This is a genomic window from Modestobacter excelsi, from assembly GCF_005930495.1.
Taxonomy (GTDB): domain Bacteria; phylum Actinomycetota; class Actinomycetes; order Mycobacteriales; family Geodermatophilaceae; genus Modestobacter; species Modestobacter excelsi.
Genome location: NZ_SJEX01000006.1, coordinates 40,986 through 63,238, shown reverse-complemented (window position 1 = coordinate 63,238; position 22,253 = coordinate 40,986). Strand labels below are relative to the sequence as shown.

Here is a 22,253-nt window from a genome sequence, read left to right as displayed (position 1 = left end):
GGCCTCCGGCCCCCACTCGGGACGACAGGGCACGACCTGCCCTCTCAGTTGGGGGACGAACCCCGCCGGCGCAGGTACCTCTCGAACTCCTTGGCGATCTGGTCGCCGTTGGCCTGGGACAGGTCGCTCTGGGTGGCCCGCTCCTCCAGGGAGCGCACGTACTCGACGACCTCGTCGTCCTCCTCTGCCATCTCGTCGACGGTCTTGACCCACTCGTCGGCCTGCTGCGGCAGCGTGCCCAGCGGCACGGTCACCTCCAGCACCTCCTCCACGCGGGTCAGCAGCGCCACGGTCGCCCGCGGGGACGGCGGCTGGGAGACGTAGTGCGGCACGGCGGCCCAGAAGCTCACCGCGGGCAGGCCGGCCTGCACGCAGGCGTCGGCGAACACGCCGAGGATGCCGGTCGGCCCCTCGTAGCGTGAGGTCTCCACGCCCCACTGGGCGGCGGACTCGGCGTCGTAGGCCGACCCGCTCACCGGCGTGGGCCGGGTGTGCGGCGTGTCGGCCAGCAGGGCGCCGAGGGCGACCACGGTGGTGGCGCCGAGGTCCTGGCACAGCTCGATGAGCTCGTCGCAGAAGCTGCGCCAGCGCATGTTCGGCTCGATGCCGCGGATGAGGACGACGTGCCGGTCGCTGCCCGGCGGCTTGGTCACCGAGATCCGGGTGGTCGGCCACTCGATGCGCCGGGTGATGCCGTCGACCAGGGAGACGGTGGGCCGGTTGACCTGGAAGTCGTAGTAGTCCTCGGGGTCCAGCGCCGCGAGCAGGTCGGCGTCCCACATGAGCTCGAGGTGCTCGATCGCGCCGGTGGCGGCGTCACCGGCGTCGTTCCACCCCTCGAACGCGACCACGACCACCGGGTCGTCCAGCTCGGGCAGGTCGTCTGCGACGGACTTGGGATCGATCACCCGACGAGCCTACGTCGATCTGGCCCACCGGCCGCTGTGCTCCGCCGGGGATGGCGTGCCAGGACCGCCTGCGTCGGGAGGGTGGACAGGAAGTGGGAGCATGGGAGCGCTGTTCGAGGACGACGAGGCGCCGCGGCCCGTCGGAGTTGCCAGGGCCCTGGCACCGGACGCCCCCGTGACCGTGCCCGACCGACGCCCGAGGACTGCCCCGTGCCCGAGTTCTCCCCGCCCGTCCCCGCCGAGCTCCGACCCGACGCCACCGCAGTGCTGACCGCGCAGCTGACCCAGCGCATCATGGTGCTGGACGGGGCGATGGGCACGGCGATCCAGCGCGACCGGCCGGACGAGGCGGGCTACCGAGGCGAGCGCTTCACGGACTGGCCCACCGACGTGCAGGGCAACAACGACCTGCTCAGCCTCACCGCACCGCAGGTGGTCACCGCGATCCACCGCGAGTACCTCGAGGCCGGCGCCGACCTGCTGGAGACCAACACCTTCAACGCCACCCGCATCTCGCTGGCCGACTACGGGATGTCCGACCTGGCGTACGAGATCAACCTGGCCTCGGCCCGGCTGGCCCGCGCGGAGTGCGACGCGATGACGGCGCGCACCCCGGACCGGCCGCGGTACGTCGTCGGCGCGATCGGCCCGACCAGCCGGACGGCGTCCATCTCACCCGACGTCAACGACCCCGGCGCCCGCAACGTCACCTTCGACGGACTGGCCGAGGCCTACCTCGAGCAGGCCAACGGGCTGGTCGACGGCGGTTCGGACGTCCTGCTCGTCGAGACGATCTTCGACACGCTGAACGCCAAGGCCGCGATCTTCGCGCTCGAGACGCTGTTCGAGCAGCGCGGCCGCCGCTGGCCGGTGATGATCTCCGGCACCATCACCGACGCCTCGGGGCGCACGCTGTCCGGGCAGGTCACCGAGGCGTTCTGGTACTCCGTGCGGCACGTCGCCCCGCTGCTCGTCGGGCTCAACTGCGCGCTCGGGGCCAAGGAGATGCGGCCCTACATCGCCGAGATCGCCCGGATCGCGGACACGTTCGTCTCCTGCTACCCGAACGCGGGCCTGCCCAACGCCTTCGGGGAGTACGACGAGTCACCGGAGGAGACCGCCGGCATCCTGGCCGAGTTCGCCACCGCCGGGTTCCTCAACCTCGTCGGCGGCTGCTGCGGGACCACGCCGGCGCACATCGCGGCGATCGCCGCCGCCGTCGAGGGGACGCCGCCCCGCACCCCGGTCGCGACGCGGCCGGCGCTGCGGCTGTCCGGGCTGGAGCCGCTGACCGTCACCGAGGAGTCGCTGTTCGTCAACGTGGGCGAGCGGACCAACATCACCGGGTCCGCCCGCTTCCGGAACCTGATCAAGGCCGGCGACTACCCGGCGGCGCTGGCCGTGGCCCGGCAGCAGGTGGAGGCCGGCGCGCAGGTCATCGACGTCAACATGGACGAGGGGATGATCGACGGCGTCGAGGCGATGGACCGCTTCACCAAGCTGATCGCCGCCGAGCCGGACATCTGCCGGGTCCCCACGATGATCGACTCCTCGAAGTGGGAGGTCATCGAGGCCGGGCTCAAGTGCGTGCAGGGGAAGGCCATCGTCAACTCCATCTCGTTGAAGAACGGCGAGGAGGAGTTCGTCCAGCACGCCCGGCTGTGCCGCAGGTACGGGGCCGCGGTCGTCGTCATGGCCTTCGACGAGGACGGGCAGGGCGACACCCTCGGACGTCGCACGCAGATCTGCCGCCGCGCCTACGACGTCCTCGTCGACCAGGTCGGCTTCCCGGCCGAGGACATCATCTTCGACCCCAACATCTTCGCCGTCGCCACCGGCATCGAGGAGCACGCCAACTACGGCCTGGACTTCATCGAGGCCACCCGCTGGATCAAGCAGAACCTGCCCGGCGCGCTGGTCTCCGGCGGCGTCTCGAACGTCTCGTTCTCCTTCCGCGGCAACAACCCCGTGCGCGAGGCCATCCACTCGGTCTTCCTGTACCACGCGATCGAGGCCGGGCTGGACATGGCGATCGTCAACGCCGGCCAGCTCGAGGTCTACAGCGAGGTGCCCGCGTTGCTGCGGGAGCGCATCGAGGACGTGGTCCTCAACCGTCGTCCCGACAGCACCGAACGCCTCCTGGAGATCGCCGGCGACTTCGCCGGCGACGGATCGGTCAAGGAGGTGGCCACCGAGGAGTGGCGGTCGCTGCCGGTCGACCAGCGGATCACCCACGCGCTGGTCAAGGGCATCGACGCCTTCGTCGAGGACGACACCGAGGAGCTGCGAGCCCTCATCGGCGCGCGGGGCGGCCGGCCGATCGAGGTCATCGAGGGCCCGCTGATGGACGGCATGAACGTCGTCGGCGACCTGTTCGGCGCGGGCAAGATGTTCCTGCCGCAGGTGGTCAAGTCCGCCCGGGTGATGAAGAAGGCCGTCGCCTACCTCATCCCCTTCATCGAGGCGGAGAAGCAGCCCGGGGACGCCGAGCGCAGCAACGGCAAGGTCGTCATGGCGACGGCGAAGGGCGACGTCCACGACATCGGCAAGAACATCGTCGGCGTCGTCCTGCAGTGCAACAACTACGACGTCGTCGACCTCGGCGTCATGGTCCCCGCGCAGAAGATCCTGGACGCCGCCAAGGCCGAGGGTGCCGACATCATCGGCCTCTCCGGGCTCATCACGCCGTCGCTGGACGAGATGGTCAACCTGGCGTCGGAGATGGAGCGCCAGGGCTTCGAGATCCCGCTGCTCGTCGGCGGGGCCACCACGTCGCGCGCCCACACGGCGGTCAAGATCGAGCGGAAGTACCACGGCCCGGTGATCTGGGTGAAGGACGCCTCGCGCTCCGTGCCGGTGGTCGCCGCGCTGCTGTCCGACGAGCAGCGGCCCGCGCTGCTGGCCGAGACCGACGCCGAGTACGCGGCGCTGCGCGAGCGGCACGCGGCCCGCACCGACGCACGCAAGCTCCTGCCGCTGGCCACCGCGCGGTCCCAGGCGCCGGAGATCGACTGGAGCGACTACTCCCCGCCGCGGCCGCGGATGCTGCTGCAGCAGGCTGGAGTGTCTCAGACAGGGGCCCTGTGCAGCGGGCCGGACTGCGACCACCGGCACGGCCAGGCGACCCAGTTCGTGCGGACCTTCGCCGACTACCCGCTGGAGGAGCTGCGCGGCTACATCGACTGGCAGCCGTTCTTCAACGCCTGGGAGATGCGCGGCCGCTTCCCCGACATCCTGAACAACCCGACCACCGGTGAGGCGGCCCGCCGGCTGTACGAGGACGCCCAGACGATGCTGGACCGGATCGTGGCGGAGAAGTGGTTGCAGGCCAGCGGGGTGTTCGGGCTGTTCCCGGCCAACCGGGTCGACGGCGAGGACATCGAGGTCTACACCGACGAGACCCGCACCGCCGTCCGCACCACGCTGCACCAGCTGCGCCAGCAGACCGAGGGCCGCGACGGCTCGGCCCGCAAGTCGCTGGCCGACTTCGTCGCACCCAGGGAGACCGGCCTGCGCGACCACGTCGGCGCCTTCGCGGTCACCGCGGGCCTGGGCTCGACCGAGCGGGTGCTGCAGTTCAAGAAGGACAACGACGACTACAGCGCCATCATGCTGGAGGCGCTGGCCGACCGGCTCGCGGAGGCGTTCGCCGAGCGGCTGCACGAGCGGGTGCGCAAGGAGTTCTGGGCCTACGCCCCCGACGAGGCGCTGGACGCCGACGGATTGCTCGCCGAGTCCTACACCGGCATCCGTCCGGCGCCCGGCTACCCCGCCTGCCCGGAGCACACCGAGAAGCGGACGATCTGGGAGCTGCTCGACGTCGAGGCCGCGACCGGCATCCAGCTCACCGAGAGCATGGCCATGTGGCCGGGCGCCTCGGTGAGCGGGCTGTACCTCTCCCACCCGCGGTCGCGGTACTTCGTGCTCGGCCGGCTGGGTCGGGACCAGGTGGAGGACTACGCCCGCCGCAAGGGCTGGACCGTCGACCAGGCCGAGAAGTGGCTCTCCCCGAACCTGGGCTACCGGACCGAGGACGAATGACGAAGGACCCCGCTGCCCCCCACCACTCGCGAGCTCGTGGCGGGCCCCTGCAGCGCAGCCGGTTACAGCCACTGGAGGCAGTGCTGTTCGACATGGACGGCACGCTGGTGGAGACCGAGGAGCTGTGGGGCGAGGCGCTGTCCGAGCTCGCCGGGCAGCTCGGCGGGGAGCTGTCCGCCGGCGCCCGGGGGCGCACGGTCGGCACGTCGATGCCGGTGGCCATGGGGATCCTCTACGCGGACCTCGGCACCACCCGCACCGAGCAGCAGCACGCCGCCGACGCCCGCTGGGTTGAGGACCGGACGGCGGACCTGATGACCAGCCACGGCGTCCCGTGGCGTCCCGGCGCCCGCGAGCTGCTGACCGCCGTCCGGGACGCCGGCGTGGCGACGGCCCTGGTGACGACCACGGCACGCCGCATCGCCGGCATCGTGCTGGACCGGTTCACCACCGAGCTCGGGCACCCGCCGTTCGACGTCACCGTCTGCGGCGACGAGGTGCCGGCCCGCAAGCCCGACCCGGCGCCCTACCGGCAGGCGATGGCCGCGCTCGGGGTCGACCCCGGGTCGAGCCTGGTGGTGGAGGACTCGGCGGTCGGCGTCACCGCCGGCCTGGCCGCAGGCGCGGTCGTCCTCGGGGTGCCCTCGTTGCAGTCACTGGACTCTCTGCCCGGACTGGTGCTGCGGGAGTCCCTCGTCGGCCTGACCGTCACCGACCTCAGGGAGCTGGTCGAGACCCACGGACCGGTCGAGCTGTCCGCCTGAACCTGCCGGGCCGCCGGCGCCGCGGCACGACCGGCCAGAGGGGGTGACCGGCCAGACGGGGGTGACCGGTCAGACGGGGGTGACCGGCAGGGTGGTGCGCCAGCCGGCGGCCGCGGCCACGTCGGCCGGGAACGGCGGTGGGGTCCCACCGAACGCCGGGCAGAGCGCCTGGTGGTCGCACCAGCTGCACAGCCGGGTCTTGTTCGCCCGGAAGTCGCCGGTGGCCACGGCCCGCTCGATCGCCGCCCAGATCGCCTGCAGGGTCCGCTCGAAGCGCAGCAGCTCCGCCTCGTCGGGGGAGTAGGTGAGGGCGTCGCCGTCCTTGAGGTAGAGCAGCTTGAGCTGCGCGGCGACGACCCCGCGGGTGCGCCAAAGCACGAGTGCGTAGAACTTCATCTGGAACAGCGCCTTGGCCTCGAACGCCTCCCGCGGCACCGCACCGGTCTTGTAGTCCACGACCCGCAGGGCACCGGTGGGGGCGACGTCGAGCCGGTCGACGAAGCCGCGGAGCAGCAGCCCGTCGGGCAACGTGACCTCGACCAGCTCCTCGCGGCCGTGCGGCTGGATGCGGGTCGGGTCCTCCAGCCGGAAGTAGGTCTCCACCAGCTGACCGGCCGAGGCGAGCCAGGCCTCCAGCCCCCCGTCGCCGGCCGCCTCGGCCGCCTCGGCGGACTGCGCACCCTCGGCGGGCTCGGCCGTCTCGAACAACTCGGCGATGCCCGGCTCGGCGCGCAGCTCGGCCCAGGCCGGCGCGACCAGCGTCTGGGCCGCCTCGACGGTGCGCTCGGCCGGCGGGAGGTCGTAGAGCTTCTCCAGCACGGCGTGCACCAGCGTGCCCCGCACCGCGGCGCGGGACTTCTTCTCCGGCAGCCGGTCGATCGTGCGGAAGCGGTACAGCAGCGGGCAGGTCTTGAAGTCGGCGGCCCGGGAGGGGGAGAGGGACGGGCGGCGCGGGGCCGTGTCGGCCGCCGTCGTCCGCTCGGGAGCGGGGTCCACCGTCTGCTCGGTCGCCAGCGTCACCGTCATGGACCCGAGGCTAGGTGGCACCCCCGACACTTCCGCGCAGCCGGTCCCCGGGTGTCCGTGCCGGGGGCGGCGGATCCGCCGTCCGTACCCTCGTCCCACGTGGACGTGCAGCAGCAGCAACCGGCCGACGAGATCCCGACCCCGGACGAGGTGGTCGCCGGGGACCCGGCGACCACCGAGGCGCCGGAGCCGGTCGAGGGGGCCTTCCGGGCCGGCGACCGGGTGCAGCTGACCGACCCCAAGGGCCGGCACCACACGGTCGTGCTGACCCCGGGCAAGGAGTTCCACACCCACCGCGGCGCGATCAGCCACGACGCGCTGATCGGTGCGCCCGAGGGGTCCGTCGTCCACTCGACCGCGAACACCGGGTACCTGGCGCTGCGCCCGCTGCTGGCCGACTTCGTGCTCTCCATGCCCCGCGGGGCACAGGTCATCTACCCCAAGGACGCCGCGCAGATCGTCGGCTTCGGCGACATCGGCCCCGGCATGCGGGTGCTGGAGGCCGGTGCCGGGTCCGGTGCCCTCAGCTGCTCGCTGCTGCGCGCGGTGGGGGAGCGGGGCACGCTGACCAGCTACGAGCGGCGGGAGGACTTCGCCGACGTCGCGCGGGGCAACGTCGGCGCCTTCTTCGGCGAGGTGCCGGCCAACTGGTCGCTGCGGCTGGGCGACCTCGACCAGCACCCGGCCGCCGAGGTGGTCGACCGGGTCGTGCTGGACATGCTCGAGCCCTGGGCGGTGCTGCCCACCGTGGCCGCCGCACTGCGGCCCGGCGGTGTCCTGGTCGGGTACGTGGCGACGACGACGCAGCTGTCGACCTACGTGGAGGCGCTGCGGGCGCAGGGCGTGTGGACCGAGCCGCACGCCTGGGAGACGCTGCTGCGGCCCTGGCACGCCGAGGGTCTCGCCGTCCGGCCCGAGCACCGGATGGTCGCCCACACCGCCTTCCTCGTCACCGCCCGCCGGCTGGCCGAGGGGGCCGTCGCGCCGATCCGGCAGCGCCGCAAGAAGCTGGTCTGAGCGGCCCGTTGTTTGCCGCCGGGTGACGGGGGGATGACGTCGGGGACCATCGGACGCGGGCGTTGCGCGGGGTGCGGCGTCGTCGGTGCTCGCGTGTATAGATTGGCTCCCTGGCCCCCGATGGTGTGCGGAGGTGCGCGATGACCGTGGGTCCCGACGAGTTCCGAGCGCGACGTGAGCGTGACGTCGCCTCGCTGGTCAGCCAGATCTCCTACCTCGAGGAGGAGATCGGGCTGCTGCGACGCAAGGTGTCCGACAGCCCGCGCCAGGTGCGCGCGCTGGAGGAGCGGCTCGCCGAGGCGGAGGGCCGAGCGGCCTTCCTGTCCGAGCGCAACGACAAGCTGGCCGGCACGTTGCGCGAGGCGCGCGAGCAGCTGGTCACGCTCAAGGAGGAGGTGGAGCGGCTCGGCCAGCCGCCGTCCGGCTACGGCATCTACCTGGAGCGGTTCGAGGACGGCACCGTGGACGTGTTCACCGGCGGCCGCAAGCTGCGGGTGTCGGTGTCCCCGACGGTCGAGGTGGAGGAGCTCCTGCACGGCCAGGAGGTCATGCTCAACGAGGCGATGAACGTCGTGGCCGCGCGGGGCTTCGAGCGGGCCGGCGACGTGGTCATGCTCAAGGAGCTGCTCGAGCCGTTGCCCGGCATCCCGCGCCGCGCGCTGGTCATCGGGCACACCGACGAGGAGCGGGTGGTCTACCTCGCCGACTCCCTGGAGGGCCAGCCGCTGCGCAGCGGTGACTCGCTGCTGCTGGAGTCCCGGTCGGGCTACGTGTACGAGCGGATCCCCAAGAGCGAGGTCGAGGAGCTCATCCTCGAGGAGGTCCCCGACATCGACTACTCCGACATCGGTGGCCTGTCCCGGCAGATCGAGCAGATCCGCGACGCGGTGGAGCTGCCGTTCCTGCACGCCGACCTGTTCCACGAGTACGAGCTGCGGCCGCCGAAGGGCATCCTGCTCTACGGGCCGCCCGGGTGCGGCAAGACGCTGATCGCCAAGGCCGTGGCCAACTCGCTGGCCAAGAAGGTCGCCGAGATGAACGGCGACGACGACCGGAGCCAGGGGAAGTCCTTTTTCCTCAACATCAAGGGCCCGGAGCTGCTCAACAAGTACGTCGGCGAGACCGAGCGGCACATCCGCCTGGTCTTCCAGCGGGCCCGGGAGAAGGCCAGCGAGGGCACGCCGGTCATCGTGTTCTTCGACGAGATGGACTCCATCTTCCGGACCCGTGGGTCCGGGGTGTCCTCCGACGTGGAGAGCACGATCGTCCCGCAGCTGCTCAGCGAGATCGACGGCGTCGAGGGGCTGGAGAACGTCATCGTCATCGGCGCCTCCAACCGCGAGGACATGATCGACCCGGCGATCCTGCGGCCCGGCCGGCTCGACGTGAAGATCAAGATCGAGCGGCCCGACGCCGAGGCCGCCCGGGACATCTTCAGCAAGTACCTGACGACGACGCTGCCGATCCACACCGACGACCTGGCCGAGCACGGCGGCAGCCGCGAGGCGACCATCGCCGGGATGATCCAGAGCACCGTCGAGCGGATGTACACCGAGACGGAGGAGAACCGCTTCCTGGAGGTCACCTACGCCAACGGTGACAAGGAGGTCCTGTACTTCAAGGACTTCAACTCCGGCGCGATGCTGCAGAACATCGTCGACCGGGCCAAGAAGATGGCGATCAAGGACCGGCTGGAGACCGGCGTCGGGGGCCTGCGGGTCGGGCACCTGATGGCGGCGTGCGTGGACGAGTTCAAGGAGAACGAGGACCTGCCCAACACGACCAACCCCGACGACTGGGCGCGGATCTCGGGCAAGAAGGGCGAGCGAATCGTGTACATCCGCACGCTCATCAGCGGCAAGGGCCCGGAGAGCGGCCGGGCCATCGACACCGCGACCAACACCGGCCAGTACCTGTAACGACCGGCACGGCCCCGGACGGCCCGGCTTCCCGAGGGGGAGCCGGGCCGTCGTCGTCCGAAGGGAGCGACCGGTGAGGGCCATCGTGCGCACGAGCTACGGCTCGGCCGACGTCCTGGAGGTGGCCGAGGTCGAGCGGCCGACGATCCGCGCGGACGAGGTGCTGGTACGGGTGTGCGCGGCCGGCCTCGACCGCGGCGTCTGGCACCTGATGACCGGGACGCCGTACCTGCTGCGCCTGGGCACGGGACTGCGGGCTCCGCGGCACCCGGTCCTCGGCATGGACCTCGCCGGGGTCGTCGAGACGGTCGGTGACCGGGTGACCGAGGTGCGGACGGGCGATGAGGTGTTCGGCAGCTGCAGCGGCGCGTTCGCCGAGTACGCAGCGGTCCGTGCGGACCGCTGCGCTCCGAAGCCGGCGGGCCTGGGGTTCGAGCAGGCGGCGGCGCTGCCGACGTCGGCGACCACGGCCCTGCAGGCACTCCGCGGCCAGGGTCGCATCCAGCCGGGTCAGCGGGTGCTCGTGATCGGCGCCGGCGGCGGGGTCGGCACGTACGCCGTCCAGCTGGCAAAGGTCCACGACGCGCAGGTCACCGGGGTCTGCAGCACGGCAAAGGTGCAGCTGGTCCGCTCGCTCGGCGCGGACGAGGTCATCGACTACACCCAGCAGGAGCTGACCGGTCGCTACGACCTCGTGCTGGACATCGCCGGCAACCGCACGCTGCGCCGGCTCCGGCGGCTGCTCACGCCGCGGGGGACGCTGGTCATCGTCGGCGGTGAGGGCGGCGGCCGGTGGACGGGTGGGCTGGGTCGCCAGTTCCGGGCGGTCCTCTGGTCGGTCGTCCTCCGGCAGCGGATGAAGTTCTTCATGACGATCTCGCGACGGGCGGACCTGCTGACCCTCCGGGAGCTCGTCGAGGACGGTCGGGTGACGCCGGCGCTCGACCGGACCGCTGCGCTGAGCGAGGTGCCCCAGGCGATGCGCGACCTGGAACGGGGGCGGGTCCGCGGCAAGGTCGCCGTCTCGCTGTAGGACCGGGCCGTCCGCGGCCCGGAGGCACAGCCGGACGGCGGTGCGGATCTCGGCCTCCGGCCGTCCGCCTAACCTGAGGCCATGAGCGTGCGACGGGTGATGGGCACCGAACTCGAGTACGGGATCTCCGTGCCGGGGCAGCCGGGTGCGAACCCGACGACGCTGTCGAGCCAGGTGGTGAACGCCTGGGCCGTGGCCGAGGCGCCGACGCCCCGGCGACCGCGGTGGGACTTCGAGGAGGAGTCGCCGCTGCGGGACGCCCGGGGGTTCGACCTGTCGCCGGCCAGCGCACTGGACCACAACGACCTCGACGACGACGCCGGGATGGCCAACGTCATCCTGACCAACGGTGCGCGGCTCTACGTCGACCACGCGCACCCGGAGTACTCGACGCCGGAGGTCACCAACCCGCGCGACGTGGTCGTCTGGGACAAGGCGGGGGAGAAGATCATGGCCGAGGCGGCCCGCCGCGCGGCCCGGGTCCCCGGCACCCAGCCCATCCAGCTGTACAAGAACAACACCGACGGCAAGGGCGCCTCCTACGGCTCGCACGAGAACTACCTGATGGACCGCCGGACGCCGTTCATCGACATCATCCGCGGCCTGATCCCGTTCTTCGTGACCCGCCAGGTGTTCGCCGGCGCCGGCCGGGTGGGCATCGGCACCGAGGGACGCACCCAGGGGTTCCAGCTCTCCCAGCGGGCGGACTTCTTCGAGGTCGAGGTGGGGCTCGAGACGACGCTCAAGCGGCCCATCATCAACACCCGGGACGAGCCGCACGCCGACGCCGACAAGTACCGCCGGCTGCACGTGATCATCGGGGACGCCAACCTCGCCGAGCTGTCCACCTACCTCAAGGTCGGGACGGCCTCGCTGGTCCTGGCGATGATCGAGGCCCGGGCGCTGACCCAGGACCTCACGATCGAGGAGCCGGTCGACGCGCTGCAGGCGATCAGCCACGACCCCTCGCTGACCCATCGGGTGCGGCTCCGCGACGGCCGGCGGCTGACCGCCATCGAGGTGCAGCAGGAGTACCTGGCGATGGCCCGGCAGTTCGTGGCGGACACCGGCGAGGACGACGAGCAGACCACCGACGTGCTCCGCCGCTGGGCGGAGGTGCTCGAGGACCTCGCCGTCGACCCGATGCGGCTGGCCGACCGGCTGGACTGGCCAGCCAAGCTGCGGCTGCTCGAGGGCTACCGGCAGCGTGACGGGCTGCAGTGGGGGGACGCCCGGCTGAAGCTGGTCGACCTTCAGTACTCCGACGTCCGGCCGGACAAGGGCCTCTACCACCGGCTGGTCGCCCGCGGGTCGATGCAGCGGCTGCTCACCGACGAGGAGGTCACCCGGGCGATGACCCACCCGCCGGTCGACACCCGGGCCTTCTTCCGCGGCGAGTGCCTGCGGCGCTACCCGGCCCAGGTCGCGGCGGCGTCCTGGGACTCGGTCGTCTTCGACGTCGGCCGGGAGAACCTGGTGCGCATCCCGACCATGGAACCGCTGCGCGGGACCCGCGAGCACGTCGGGGCGCTGTTCGACGCCACGTCGTCGGCGGCGGAGCTCGTGGACACGATCACCGGCGGCTGAGCCGCGCTCGAGGGGGAACGACGCCCGGACCGCCCAGCGGTCGTCCGGGGTGCCCCCCGCGAGCAGGACGACCTCGGTCGCGCGGCCGCGGACCGGCAGCCCGGTCCGCACCTCGCGTTCCGCCGCTTCCAGCAGTGGCCGCGGACGCCGGTGGCCGACCGTCAGGTGCGGGACGACGTCGGGGAAGCGCCCCTCGGACGGCGGGTTCTCCGGGAGCGCGGCGGACAGCCGGCCGGTGAGCTCGCGGAACGGCTCGGGGTCCTCGGGGGCGAGCCACAGGACGTCGTCGCCGAACCAGGCGGTGCGCCGGAACTCGTGGTCGAAGGCAGGCACCCCGGCGACGGCTGCCCGGACCCCTTCGAGGGTCGCCGCGTCCAGGGCGGTCGGCGGGAGGAACGGGAAGAGCACGGTCGCGTGCGCCGGTGCTCCCCGTGCGGCGTTCTCGTCCAGCAGCTGCCGGTGTCGGCCGACGACCGGCTCCGCCGCGGGGGCGAGGACGACCAGCCCGGAGAGCGCGGGGTCCTCGGGCGCCGGGTGAGGCTGGGCGCTAGAGCCGGCCCGCTCGACCGCTCTCCCCGTCCGCGGCGCGACGACGGCGAACTGTCACACCACGCGGGTAGCTTCAAGTCCAGTACCGACCCAGCACCGAGCTCAGGAGGACGAGATGGCCACCAGGGACACCGGCGGGCAGCAGCGGGCCACGCGGTCGCGCGAGGACACCGAGGAGGTCGAGGCGTCGGTCGACACCGACGTCTCCCAGCGCACCAAGGAGGTCACCGAGGACGTCGATTCCCTCCTCGACGAGATCGACGGGGTGCTCGAGGAGAATGCGGAGGAGTTCGTCCGTGCTTACGTACAAAAAGGGGGCCAGTGAGTAACTTCGCGCAAAATCGACATGGACACGAAGTTCTGTCGCGATTGTCGGAGTCATCGGCCGGTTTCTGAGTTCTCTAAAAATGCTCGGTCTCGCGATGGCCTCGCGTTCTATTGTCGTGAGCACCTAGCGGAGCGGGCGCTGAGGAGTCGTGAGGCAAGGCGCACCTCACCGCGCGTCCAACGGGCCGTCCCCGAGGACATCGTCGTGCCAGAAGGGCACAAGTGGTGTCCTGACTGTGGTCGGGTGCTACCGCTCACGGACTTCGTGCGAACTGTCCGCACGTCAAGCGGCTACCACGCCTACTGCAAGCCGTGCCACAACCAACGGTCACGCGCATCGCGAGAAAAAGTCGGCGGCTCCCGCACATATCACTTGAGCCGGCGGTATGGCATCACCGCCGACGAGGCCGAGCTGATGCTGAACGACCAAGGCGGTCTGTGTGCCATCTGCCGGGAAGCGCCGGCGGAGCAGGTCGACCATGATCACGACACGAATGCGGTCAGAGCGCTGCTCTGTTTCAACTGCAACGGCGGTCTCGGGCAGTTCCGGGACGACCCGGCTGTCCTGCGCGCGGCGGCGGACTACGTCGAGCACCACCGGGAGCATCCACGCGACCCCGCCGGTCAGACGCTGACGGGGTCGCCGAGGGCGAGAGCCTGCAGTCCCGGGATGGCGCGCTGGCGGGCGATGCAGCAACGGGGGCTGACGCCCTGACCCCAGGCCAGCACGATGGGTTGGGCAAGGGACGTCCATGCCGGGCGACGCGCGCGGCGGCGCCCCGCCGGTAGGGTCGCAACGACGTCCGCCGGTGACCCCGCGGACGGGTCCGAGCAGTCGAGGCCGCGCACTCCCGGCGGCGAGAGAGGTGGATACGTGAGCGAGCTCGCGAGCTCACCTAGGTATGCGGCAGCCGCGCTCACGCTGGTGCCGAGCGCCGGCGAGGCGGCTGCGTGAGCGACACGTCAGCTGCCCGGAGCGGGTTCACGCCCGCCTATCTGGACCGGGTGGGCTCTTCGTTCACCGACTTCCTGGGCACTGCCGCCCCCGACCTGCTGCCCGGCCGGCGCACGTTGCCGGCGGTGTCGGTGGCCGAGCTCGCCCCGCACGCCACCACGATCGTCTCGGTCACCTTCGACGGCGGCGTGCTCATGGGTGGCGACCGGCGGGCGACCATGGGCAACCTCATCTCCAGCCGGGACATCGAGAAGGTCTACGCGGCGGACTCCTGGTCGGTCATCGGCATCGCCGGTGCCGCGGGCATCGCGATCGAGATGGTCCGGCTCTACCAGGTCGAACTCGAGCACTACGAGAAGATCGAGGGGATGACGATGTCCCTCGACGGCAAGGCCAACCGCCTCGCCGGCATGATCCGCGGCAACCTCGGCGCGGCGATGCAGGGCCTGGCCGTCGTCCCGCTGTTCGCCGGGTACGACCTCGACGCCGCCGAGGGCGCGAGCCCCGGCCGGATCTTCAGCTACGACGTCACCGGCGGGAACTACGAGGAGCGCGGCTACGCCTCGGTCGGCTCCGGTTCACTGTTCGCCAAGAACTCGCTGAAGAAGACGTGGCGCTCCGGCCTGTCCGCCGACGCCGCCACCCGCGCGCTCGTCGAGGCCCTCTACGACGCCGCCGACGACGACTCCGCCACCGGCGGTCCCGACCCCGTCCGGCGGCTCTACCCGATCGTGTACCGGGTCGACGCCGAGGGCGCGGTCCGGCTGACCGACGACGAGGTCGCCGCGGTCGCCGAGGCGATCGTCGCCGACCGGGCCGCCGCCGAGCGGGAGGGCTGAGCCATGACCATGCCGTACTACGCCTCGCCCGAGCAGCTCATGCGGGACCGCTCGGAGTACGCCCGCAAGGGCATCTCCCGCGGCCGCAGCGTCGCCGTCCTCACCTACGCCGACGGAGTGCTGTTCATCGCGGAGAACCCCAGCTCCACGCTGCACAAGGTGAGCGAGCTCTACGACCGGATCGGCTTCGCTGCGGTCGGCCGCTACTCGGAGTTCGAGGGCCTGCGGGTCGCCGGCATCCGGCTGGCAGACGTCCGCGGGTACTCCTACAACCGCCGTGACGTCACCGGCCGGGTCATCGCCAACGCCTACGCGCAGACCCTCGGTGAGGTCTTCACCCAGCAGATGAAGCCCTTCGAGGTGGAGCTCTGCGTCGCCGAGGTGGGCGACACCCCCGAGTCCGACCAGCTCTACCGGCTGACCTTCGACGGGTCGATCGTCGACGAGCCGGACTTCGTCGTCATGGGTGGACAGGCCGACGCGGTCACCGCGAACCTGCGGCAACACTTCACCCACGGCCTCGGCCTGGCCGAGGCGCTGCGGGTGGGCGTGCAGGCGCTGTCCGCGGTCAGCTCGGCGACCGCGGCCAACGGCGGAGGGCGCGCGCAGCTCCCCGCCGAGCAGCTCGAGGTCGCCGTCCTGGACCGGCGCCGGCCGAAGCGGGCCTTCCGCCGGGTCGTCGGCGCCGCGCTCGCCGCCCTGCTCGCCGACCAGCCGGCCCCTGACGAGGCGCCACCGGCCGAGGCGGCAGCCGGCCACGCGCCCAGCGCCCCGGCGCCGGGCACCCCGCCGGGGCTGGGTGACCCGGCGGCGATCGACACCGCCGGCGGCACCGAGCAGGCGTCCGCCCAGCCGGGCACTCAGGACGGCGTCGGCGGCGGTACCGACGGCGACAGCACGACCGGCGACCAGTGAGCGGCGCGGCGCGCTCGGGACACGAGCCGAGCGCGCCGCGGACGCCTAGGCTGAGCGAGGTGGAACGACGGATCTTCGGCATCGAGACCGAGTACGGCGTCACCTGCACCTTCAAGGGTCAGCGACGCCTCTCACCTGACGAGGTGGCGCGCTACCTCTTCCGCCGCGTCGTCTCCTGGGGACGCAGCTCCAACGTGTTCCTGCGGAACGGCTCCCGGCTGTACCTCGACGTGGGCAGCCACCCCGAGTACGCCACCGCCGAGTGCGATGACGTCACCGAGCTCGTCGTCCACGACAAGGCGGGGGAGCGGATCCTCGAGGGCCTGATGATCGACGCCGAGCAGCGCCTGAACGAGGAGGGCGTCACCGGCGACATCTACCTGTTCAAGAACAACACCGACTCGGCCGGCAACAGCTACGGCTGCCACGAGAACTACCTGGTCGGCCGGCACGGCGAGTTCAGCCGGCTCGCCGACGTGCTGATCCCGTTCCTGGTCAGCCGGCAGATGGTCGTCGGTGCAGGCAAGGTGCTGCAGACCCCCCGCGGCGCCGTCTACTGCGTCAGCCAGCGCGCCGAGCACATCTGGGAGGGCGTCTCCAGCGCCACCACCCGCTCCCGGCCGATCATCAACACCCGCGACGAGCCGCACGCCGACGCCGAGCGCTACCGGCGGCTGCACGTCATCGTCGGCGACTCCAACATGAGCGAGACGACGACGCTGCTCAAGGTCACCATCACCGACCTGGTGCTGCGGATGATCGAGCAGGGCATCGTGCTGCGGGACATGACGCTGGAGAACCCGATCCGGGCGATCCGCGAGATCAGCCACGACATGACCGGGCGGCGCAAGGTGCGGCTGGCCAACGGCCGGGAGATGTCCGCGCTGGAGATCCAGCAGGAGTACCACGACCGGGCCGCCGAGTTCGTCGAGCGCGAGGGCTACGGGCCGGTCCACCGGCAGATGCTCGAGCTGTGGGGCCGTACCCTCAAGGCCATCGACGGCGGCGACCTGAGCCTGATCGACCGGGAGATCGACTGGGCGATCAAGTACCAGCTCATCGAGCGGTACCGGGGCAAGCGGGACCTCCCGCTGTCCAGCCCGCGGGTGGCCCAGATGGACCTCGCCTACCACGACATCCGCCGCGGTCGGGGTCTCTACTACCTGCTGGAGAACGCCGGCCAGGTCGACCGGGTGACGCACGACCCGGCGATCTTCGAGGCCAAGAACGTGCCGCCGCAGACGACCCGGGCCAAGCTGCGCGGTGAGTTCATCCGGCGGGCGCAGGAGAAGCGCCGCGACTTCACCGTCGACTGGGTGCACCTCAAGCTCAACGACCAGGCCCAGCGGACCGTGCTCTGCAAGGACCCGTTCAAGGCCGTCGACGAGCGGGTGGAAAAGCTCATCGCGTCGATGTAGGTCACCGGGCACACTGCGCCGGTGACCGATCGCGTCGCCGACCTGCTGTCCGGGCCGCGCGGTCGGCGGCTCTGCGCCGAGCTGCTCGGGCGGCCCGACGGCGAGGTCGGGCCGCCGTGGCACGGGCACAGGTCCGTGCCTGCCCGGTTCGAGGCGATGGGTGACGTCCGGGCCGCGCTGACGGTCACCTACCTGGCTGCGGTCATCGACGAGCGCTGCTGACCGCGCTGCTCGCCTCCGTGGACGCCACCCGCTACTGGCAGGGCCCGGACGAGGTGGACCTCGTCCTCGCGGCAGCGGCCGGCGGCGCATGGTGGTCCACGCCCGTTCTGTCCCGGGTGCCGGTCACCAGCCGGGCCCACCGTGGCTCCGTCGCCGACCGTCCGGCGCCGGTCGCCCTGCTGCTGGTCGAGGACGAGATGGGGTGGCCGACCGCTCGGAGCTGGCCGGGTGGAGGTCCGCCACTCCACCCGGGTGCACGAGGTCACCCGGCCCGGAGCGTGGGTCGCCCTGGTTGAGCGGTTCCCGTTGGAGGTCAGCGCCACCCGGAGGGGCGTCTGGTGGGAGGTTCCCGGCCGGGACGAGGGCTGGGTGATCCCCGGCTCGTCCGCCGTCGCTGAGGCGTTCGACGCCGTGCACCTCACGGTCACCTGTCCACCGCTGGCCGGGCGTTGCCGGTCGAGATCGATGGTCGGCCGGCGCGCACGCTGCTCGGCGGCGGGGGCCCGGACGCGACCTGGTGGCTGACCGACGTCCTGCCTCCGCTCGGGCAGGCCGTGCCGCAGATATGACCGTTATCCCCAACTGTCGGGTCACACGCGAGGCAACGCGGAAGACCAGCACCGAAGCGGGGACTCCCGCTCCCGTTCAGCATCTCCGCCCAGGCCGGAAGGGATGGCACAGCACCCGGACGCCACGGAGGATTTGGTCACGGCCGCATGCGGAGTGGGCGGCCGGACCGAGGGTCGGCGCAGATGGTCGAGGCGAGCACTGACCGACCGGGCCTGGAGTGGTCGCACCGGTGATCGGCGCGGACGGCGGCGTGCCGACCAGGTGCAGGACAGGCGAGCGCCCTGGGGCACATCGATGGCTGAGGTCGGTGATGAACCGGTGCCCTAGCGGCAGGCGGGGAGTCGTCTGCCTCGCGGTACCGGCGCCACAGCCGGCGGGCATGGAGGTGTATCACCTACGACCGTTATCCCCAACTACTCTTTCGTTCCACCACGAACGCTGGACAGCGCCGGCGACGCCGACCACTGCGTCGCCGATGTCGTCATCAGATGGCCCCGATCGGTCCATTCACCACCAACAACCGTTATCGCCAACAACTGCGACGTCCTGGTCGAAAAGGAAGACCAGCAACGACGACGACAGTGACCCGGCGGCCGGCGACCGGGCATCGCCCCTCGGCCCGGTCGCCGGCGGGCGCCGGCCCGGGCCAGGGGATCCGGGACGTGAGCTCCGGTGGGCGCCGGAGCAGGGGAGTGGCCGGTCAGGCCGACAGCGGGCCGAAGAGCGTCAGCTGGGCGGCGTACCGGCCCGCTGCGGCCGCGGCCAGGAAGTAGGCGCGGTCCTCCTCGAGCCCGCGGCCCATCGTGGACAGCGGGACGCCGACGTCCCGCAGCGCCGCCTCCAGCCCGTCGCTGTCGACCCACTCGATCGGGTTGCGCTGCGGCTGGCCCGCCAGGTCCTCCTCGACCTGGCTGCCCAGCTCCGAGCCCAGCCCGCGGGGGGCCACCAGGTACACCCCGCCCAGCGCGACCCGGCCGAACGCGGTCAGCGAGTGGTGGGAGACCCCGCGGTGCCGGGGCCGCGGGTCGGCCTCGGAGATCCGCAGCGCCCCCACCGTCTGCCCACCCAGCACGTGCACCGCGTTGCACACCTCGCCGGCGGCCACCCCGGAGAACCCCCACGGCGTCCCGGTGCCCAGGTTGCCCGGGCCCTGGGTGACGATCGTGACGTCGGCGTGCAGCACGTGCCGGGCTGCTAGCAGCCCGGTGTGCACGGTGACCGCCTCCAGGTCCCCGCCGAACGCCTGGCCGACGGTCACCACCCCGGCCAGCGAGTCGGCCAGCGCGTCCAGCGTGCGGGAGAACGCCGCCGGCAGCGCCCCGCCGTCGGTCATCACGTAGGCCACCCGCAGCGCCGGGTCGGTGGCCTGCACCCCGGCGAGGACTGCGGGCAGCGCCGAGTGCAGGTCCGCCACGACGACCGGCATGCCGCCCAGGTCCTCGGCCTCGGCGATCAGCCGGTGGTGCTCGGTGTCCTGCTCGTCGACGCCCTGCACGGTCACCTGCAGCGGCGTGTACCGGCCCTTGACCAGGTGTCCCGGGCCGGTCGGGTCCGCCGGCAGCCGGTCGGGGACGGCGACCACCAGCGCGTACCCGCCGGTGCCCAGCCGCTGCGCCCACGCGGTGGTGTTGAGCAGCACGTCGTCCCCGACCCGGGGCGTCCCGACCAGGGAGGGGTGGGCCAGTGCCCGCAGCGTCCCGTCGCCGTCCACCTCGACGGTCATCTCCTGAGCGTCCCGCCAGGACCGGCCGAGCTCGGTGACCCGGCCGCGGCGCCAGCGGATCCGGCTGCCGGGCACGGCGGAGGCGTCGCTGGTCACCGGGGCAGGGTAGTCAGCCGGGAGGCCGATCGCCGGGAGAGACCGGCAGTGGCGGGGCACTAGCCTGTGCACGTGGCAGCCAAGCGGGCAGAACGACTGGTCAACCTGGTCATCGCCCTGCTCGGCACCCGGCAGTACGTGTCGGCGGCCAGGATCCGCGACACGGTCCCCGGTTACGAGCCCGACGACGGCACCGATCGGGCCGACGAGGCGTTCAAGCGGATGTTCGAGCGGGACAAGGCCGAGCTCCGCGAGATCGGCGTCCCGCTGGAGACCGGCCGCACCAGCGTCTTCGACACCGAGGACGGCTACCGGATCGCCCGCGCCGACTACGAGCTGCCCGAGATCACCCTCACCGGCGAGGAGGCCGCGGCGGTCGGCCTGGCGCTGCGGCTGTGGCAGTCCGCGCAGCTCGCCGGCGCGGCGCAGAGCGCGCTGGTCAAGCTGCGGGCCGCCGGCATCGAGGTCGACCAGACCCGCGGCATCCAGATCCAGCCACGCCTGGACGCCGGCGAGCCCGCCTTCGAGCCCTGCTACGCCGCGGCCCGCGATCGCCGCGAGCTGGCCTTCGACTACCGCCGCCCGGACGCCGAGAAGGCCAGCCGGCGCCGCGTCCAGCCCTGGGGCGTGGTCGCCTGGCACGGCCGCTGGTACCTGGTCGGGCACGACCTCGACCGGCAGGCACCGCGGGTGTTCCGGCTGTCCCGGGTCACCGGGACGCCGCGCCCCAGCGGGCCCGAGGGCGCCTTCCAACCCCCGGCCGACCTGGACCTGGCCGCGGTGGTGGCCCGGCAGGAGGCCCGGGAGGAGCACCTGGTGGTCGTGCGGGCCCGCCCCGGCACCGCCATCGGCCTGCGCCGGCACGCCGAGCCGCTCGGCCCCGCCGACGACGGCGACGACCGGCTGCAGGTGCGCACCACCACGCCGTGGGCGCTGGCCGACGAGCTGGCCTCCTACGGCCCCGACGTGCTCGTCGAGGCGCCGCAGCGGATGCGCCAGGCCGTCGTCGACCGGCTGACCCGGCTCGCCGCGATGGAGGAGCGCGCGCCGGGCGAGCGGGGAAGAGGAGACCTCGCGTGACGAGCCCGAGCACCGCGGAGCGGATGACCCGGCTGCTGGCCCTGGTGCCCTACCTGCAGGCCCGCCCGGACGGCGTCCGGCTGGCCGACGCGGCCGCCGACTTCGGTGTCCCCGAGGCCCAGCTGCGCCGCGACCTGGACCTGCTGTGGGTGTGCGGGCTGCCCGGGCACGGCCCCGGCGACCTCATCGACCTCGCCTTCGAGGGCGACCGGGTCCGGGTCACCTTCACCGCCGGCATGGTCCGGCCGCTGAAGCTGTCCACCGACGAGGCGGTGGCGCTCATCGTCGCCCTGCGCACCCTGCTGGAGCTGCCCGGACTGGCCGAGGGGGAGGCGGTCAGCCGTGCCCTGGCCAAGGTGTCGGCCGCGGCCGGGCACCCCGCCGAGGTCGCCGCACCGGTGGTGGTCAGCGTCGACGCCCGCGAGCAGTCGCTGTCCGTCGTCCGCGACGGCCTGGAGCGCAAGCGTGCCCTGCACCTGCACTACTACGTGCCCAGTCGGGACGAGCGCACCGAGCGCACCGTCGACCCGATGCGGCTGCTGCTCGTCGACGGGCACTGGTACCTGGAGGCGTGGTGCCGCAACGTCGAGGGCACCCGGCTGTTCCGGCTGGACCGGATCGACGACGTCACCGTGCTCGACGAGCCGGCCGCCCCGCCCCCCGAGGCCCGCGAGCGCGACCTGGACGGCGGGCTCTACCAGCCGCCCGCGGAGGCCCCCCTGGTGCGGCTGCGGCTGGCCCGCACCGCCCGCTGGGTCGCCGACTACTACCCGGTGGAGGAGCAGGCCGAGGTCGGCGACCCGGCCGGTGGCCTGGCTGTCGGGGTGCGCACGTCGGACCTGGCCTGGGCCCGCCGGCTGGTCGCCTCCCTCGGCGGCGCGGCGACGGTGGACGAGCCCGCCGAGCTCGCCGCCCAGGTGGCGGGTGAGGCCCGGGCCGCGCTGGCCCGCTACGCGGACTGACGGTCATCGGGTACGGCGGGGCGACCCCGTACCCGCGGCGGCTAGGGTCCTGGCTGTGCTGCTGATCGTGTGGATCGTCGTCGCCGTGCTGGCGCTGGGCGTGCTCAGCGCCCTCGCCTACAGCCTGCTGGGGGCGGCCGGCCGGCTCGGCCGTGAGCTGCACGGCCTCGAGGCGGACGTGCAACCCCTCCTCGTCGAGGCCCAGGCGGCCGCCGCGAGGGCGGCCGCCCAGCGCACGGCGTCCACCGACTGAACGCGCAGCTCCCGGGCGTCCACCGCCCGCACACGGCCCGATCGCAGCA

General features: G+C 72.4%; 18 protein-coding genes and 1 pseudogene. 15 read left to right on the top strand and 4 right to left on the bottom strand.

Going from position 1 to position 22,253, the window contains the following annotated elements; genetic code table 11:
• Nucleotides 1-44: 44 nt before the first annotated feature.
• Nucleotides 45-908 (bottom strand): PAC2 family protein, encoded by an 864-nt coding sequence (locus FHL80_RS03885; RefSeq protein WP_138732132.1) that lies wholly within the window; start codon nt 906-908, stop codon nt 45-47.
• A 210-nt stretch (nt 909-1,118) separates the two neighbouring features.
• Between FHL80_RS03885 and metH the strand changes: the two genes are divergently transcribed.
• Nucleotides 1,119-4,949, top strand: a complete 3,831-nt coding sequence (gene metH, locus FHL80_RS03880; protein WP_138732131.1) for a methionine synthase — start codon at nt 1,119-1,121, stop codon at nt 4,947-4,949.
• An 80-nt stretch (nt 4,950-5,029) separates the two neighbouring features.
• On the top strand, nt 5,030-5,713 hold the full coding sequence (locus tag FHL80_RS03875; RefSeq protein WP_138732130.1) for an HAD family hydrolase: 684 nt from the start codon (nt 5,030-5,032) through the stop codon (nt 5,711-5,713).
• Nucleotides 5,714-5,782: 69 nt separating this feature from the next.
• Here the strand turns inward: FHL80_RS03875 and FHL80_RS03870 are convergent, their stop codons facing one another.
• Nucleotides 5,783-6,739: a RecB family exonuclease gene (locus FHL80_RS03870; RefSeq protein WP_138732129.1), complete on the bottom strand. Its 957-nt coding sequence runs from the start codon at nt 6,737-6,739 to the stop codon at nt 5,783-5,785.
• A 99-nt stretch (nt 6,740-6,838) separates the two neighbouring features.
• Here FHL80_RS03870 and FHL80_RS03865 point away from each other — a divergent pair, with 99 nt between their 5' ends.
• The 4 genes from FHL80_RS03865 to dop all read left to right on the top strand — a co-directional run bounded on the left by FHL80_RS03865 (nt 6,839) and on the right by dop (nt 12,295).
• A complete protein-coding gene (locus tag FHL80_RS03865; protein WP_216870395.1) occupies nt 6,839-7,756 on the top strand; it encodes a tRNA (adenine-N1)-methyltransferase in 918 nt (305 codons plus the stop codon).
• Between the two features lie 140 nt (nt 7,757-7,896).
• A complete protein-coding gene (arc, locus tag FHL80_RS03860; RefSeq protein ID WP_138732128.1) occupies nt 7,897-9,675 on the top strand; it encodes a proteasome ATPase in 1,779 nt (592 codons plus the stop codon).
• Nucleotides 9,676-9,748: 73 nt separating this feature from the next.
• The gene (locus FHL80_RS03855; protein ID WP_138732127.1) at nt 9,749-10,708 is read left to right on the top strand and encodes an NAD(P)-dependent alcohol dehydrogenase; all 960 of its coding nucleotides are present in this window, start codon (nt 9,749-9,751) and stop codon (nt 10,706-10,708) included.
• An 81-nt stretch (nt 10,709-10,789) separates the two neighbouring features.
• The gene (gene dop, locus FHL80_RS03850) at nt 10,790-12,295 is read left to right on the top strand and encodes a depupylase/deamidase Dop (RefSeq protein WP_138732126.1); all 1,506 of its coding nucleotides are present in this window, start codon (nt 10,790-10,792) and stop codon (nt 12,293-12,295) included.
• 72 nt (nt 12,296-12,367) lie between these two features.
• On the opposite strand, the pseudogene FHL80_RS27005 reads toward dop, so the two are convergent.
• A pseudogene (locus FHL80_RS27005) lies at nt 12,368-12,799 on the bottom strand (2'-5' RNA ligase family protein); the annotation flags it as partial.
• Between the two features lie 160 nt (nt 12,800-12,959).
• Here FHL80_RS27005 and FHL80_RS03840 point away from each other — a divergent pair.
• The 6 genes from FHL80_RS03840 (at nt 12,960) to FHL80_RS03810 (ending at nt 17,520) form a co-directional block, all read left to right on the top strand.
• Nucleotides 12,960-13,169 carry a ubiquitin-like protein Pup gene (locus tag FHL80_RS03840; protein ID WP_138732125.1) on the top strand — a complete coding sequence of 70 codons (210 nt, stop codon included), beginning with the start codon at nt 12,960-12,962 and terminating at the stop codon, nt 13,167-13,169.
• A 21-nt stretch (nt 13,170-13,190) separates the two neighbouring features.
• Nucleotides 13,191-13,886, top strand: coding sequence for an endonuclease domain-containing protein (locus tag FHL80_RS26890; protein WP_138732124.1), 696 nt, complete (start codon nt 13,191-13,193; stop codon nt 13,884-13,886).
• 236 nt (nt 13,887-14,122) lie between these two features.
• A complete protein-coding gene (prcB, locus tag FHL80_RS03825; protein WP_216870394.1) occupies nt 14,123-14,965 on the top strand; it encodes a proteasome subunit beta in 843 nt (280 codons plus the stop codon).
• 3 nt (nt 14,966-14,968) lie between these two features.
• Nucleotides 14,969-15,880, top strand: a complete 912-nt coding sequence (gene prcA / locus FHL80_RS03820; RefSeq protein WP_138732123.1) for a proteasome subunit alpha — start codon at nt 14,969-14,971, stop codon at nt 15,878-15,880.
• Nucleotides 15,881-15,939: 59 nt separating this feature from the next.
• Nucleotides 15,940-17,298: a Pup--protein ligase gene (gene pafA / locus FHL80_RS03815; RefSeq protein ID WP_026845482.1), complete on the top strand. Its 1,359-nt coding sequence runs from the start codon at nt 15,940-15,942 to the stop codon at nt 17,296-17,298.
• 21 nt (nt 17,299-17,319) lie between these two features.
• On the top strand, nt 17,320-17,520 hold the full coding sequence (locus FHL80_RS03810) for a hypothetical protein (protein ID WP_138732122.1): 201 nt from the start codon (nt 17,320-17,322) through the stop codon (nt 17,518-17,520).
• A gap of 1,270 nt (nt 17,521-18,790) precedes the next feature.
• Here FHL80_RS03810 and FHL80_RS03805 read toward each other — a convergent pair.
• A complete protein-coding gene (locus FHL80_RS03805; protein ID WP_138732121.1) occupies nt 18,791-19,909 on the bottom strand; it encodes a DUF3866 family protein in 1,119 nt (372 codons plus the stop codon).
• A 72-nt stretch (nt 19,910-19,981) separates the two neighbouring features.
• Between FHL80_RS03805 and FHL80_RS03800 the strand changes: the two genes are divergently transcribed.
• Genes FHL80_RS03800 through FHL80_RS03790 form a run of 3 tightly spaced genes read left to right on the top strand, consistent with a single transcriptional unit; the run spans nt 19,982 to nt 22,204 of the window.
• On the top strand, nt 19,982-20,989 hold the full coding sequence (locus FHL80_RS03800) for a helix-turn-helix transcriptional regulator (protein ID WP_138732120.1): 1,008 nt from the start codon (nt 19,982-19,984) through the stop codon (nt 20,987-20,989).
• The gene (locus FHL80_RS03795; protein WP_216870393.1) at nt 20,986-21,951 is read left to right on the top strand and encodes a helix-turn-helix transcriptional regulator; all 966 of its coding nucleotides are present in this window, start codon (nt 20,986-20,988) and stop codon (nt 21,949-21,951) included. Before FHL80_RS03800 ends, FHL80_RS03795 begins: the two co-directional genes overlap by 4 nt.
• Nucleotides 21,952-22,006: 55 nt before the next feature.
• A complete protein-coding gene (locus FHL80_RS03790) occupies nt 22,007-22,204 on the top strand; it encodes a hypothetical protein (RefSeq protein ID WP_138732119.1) in 198 nt (65 codons plus the stop codon).
• Nucleotides 22,205-22,253: the final 49 nt, after the last annotated feature.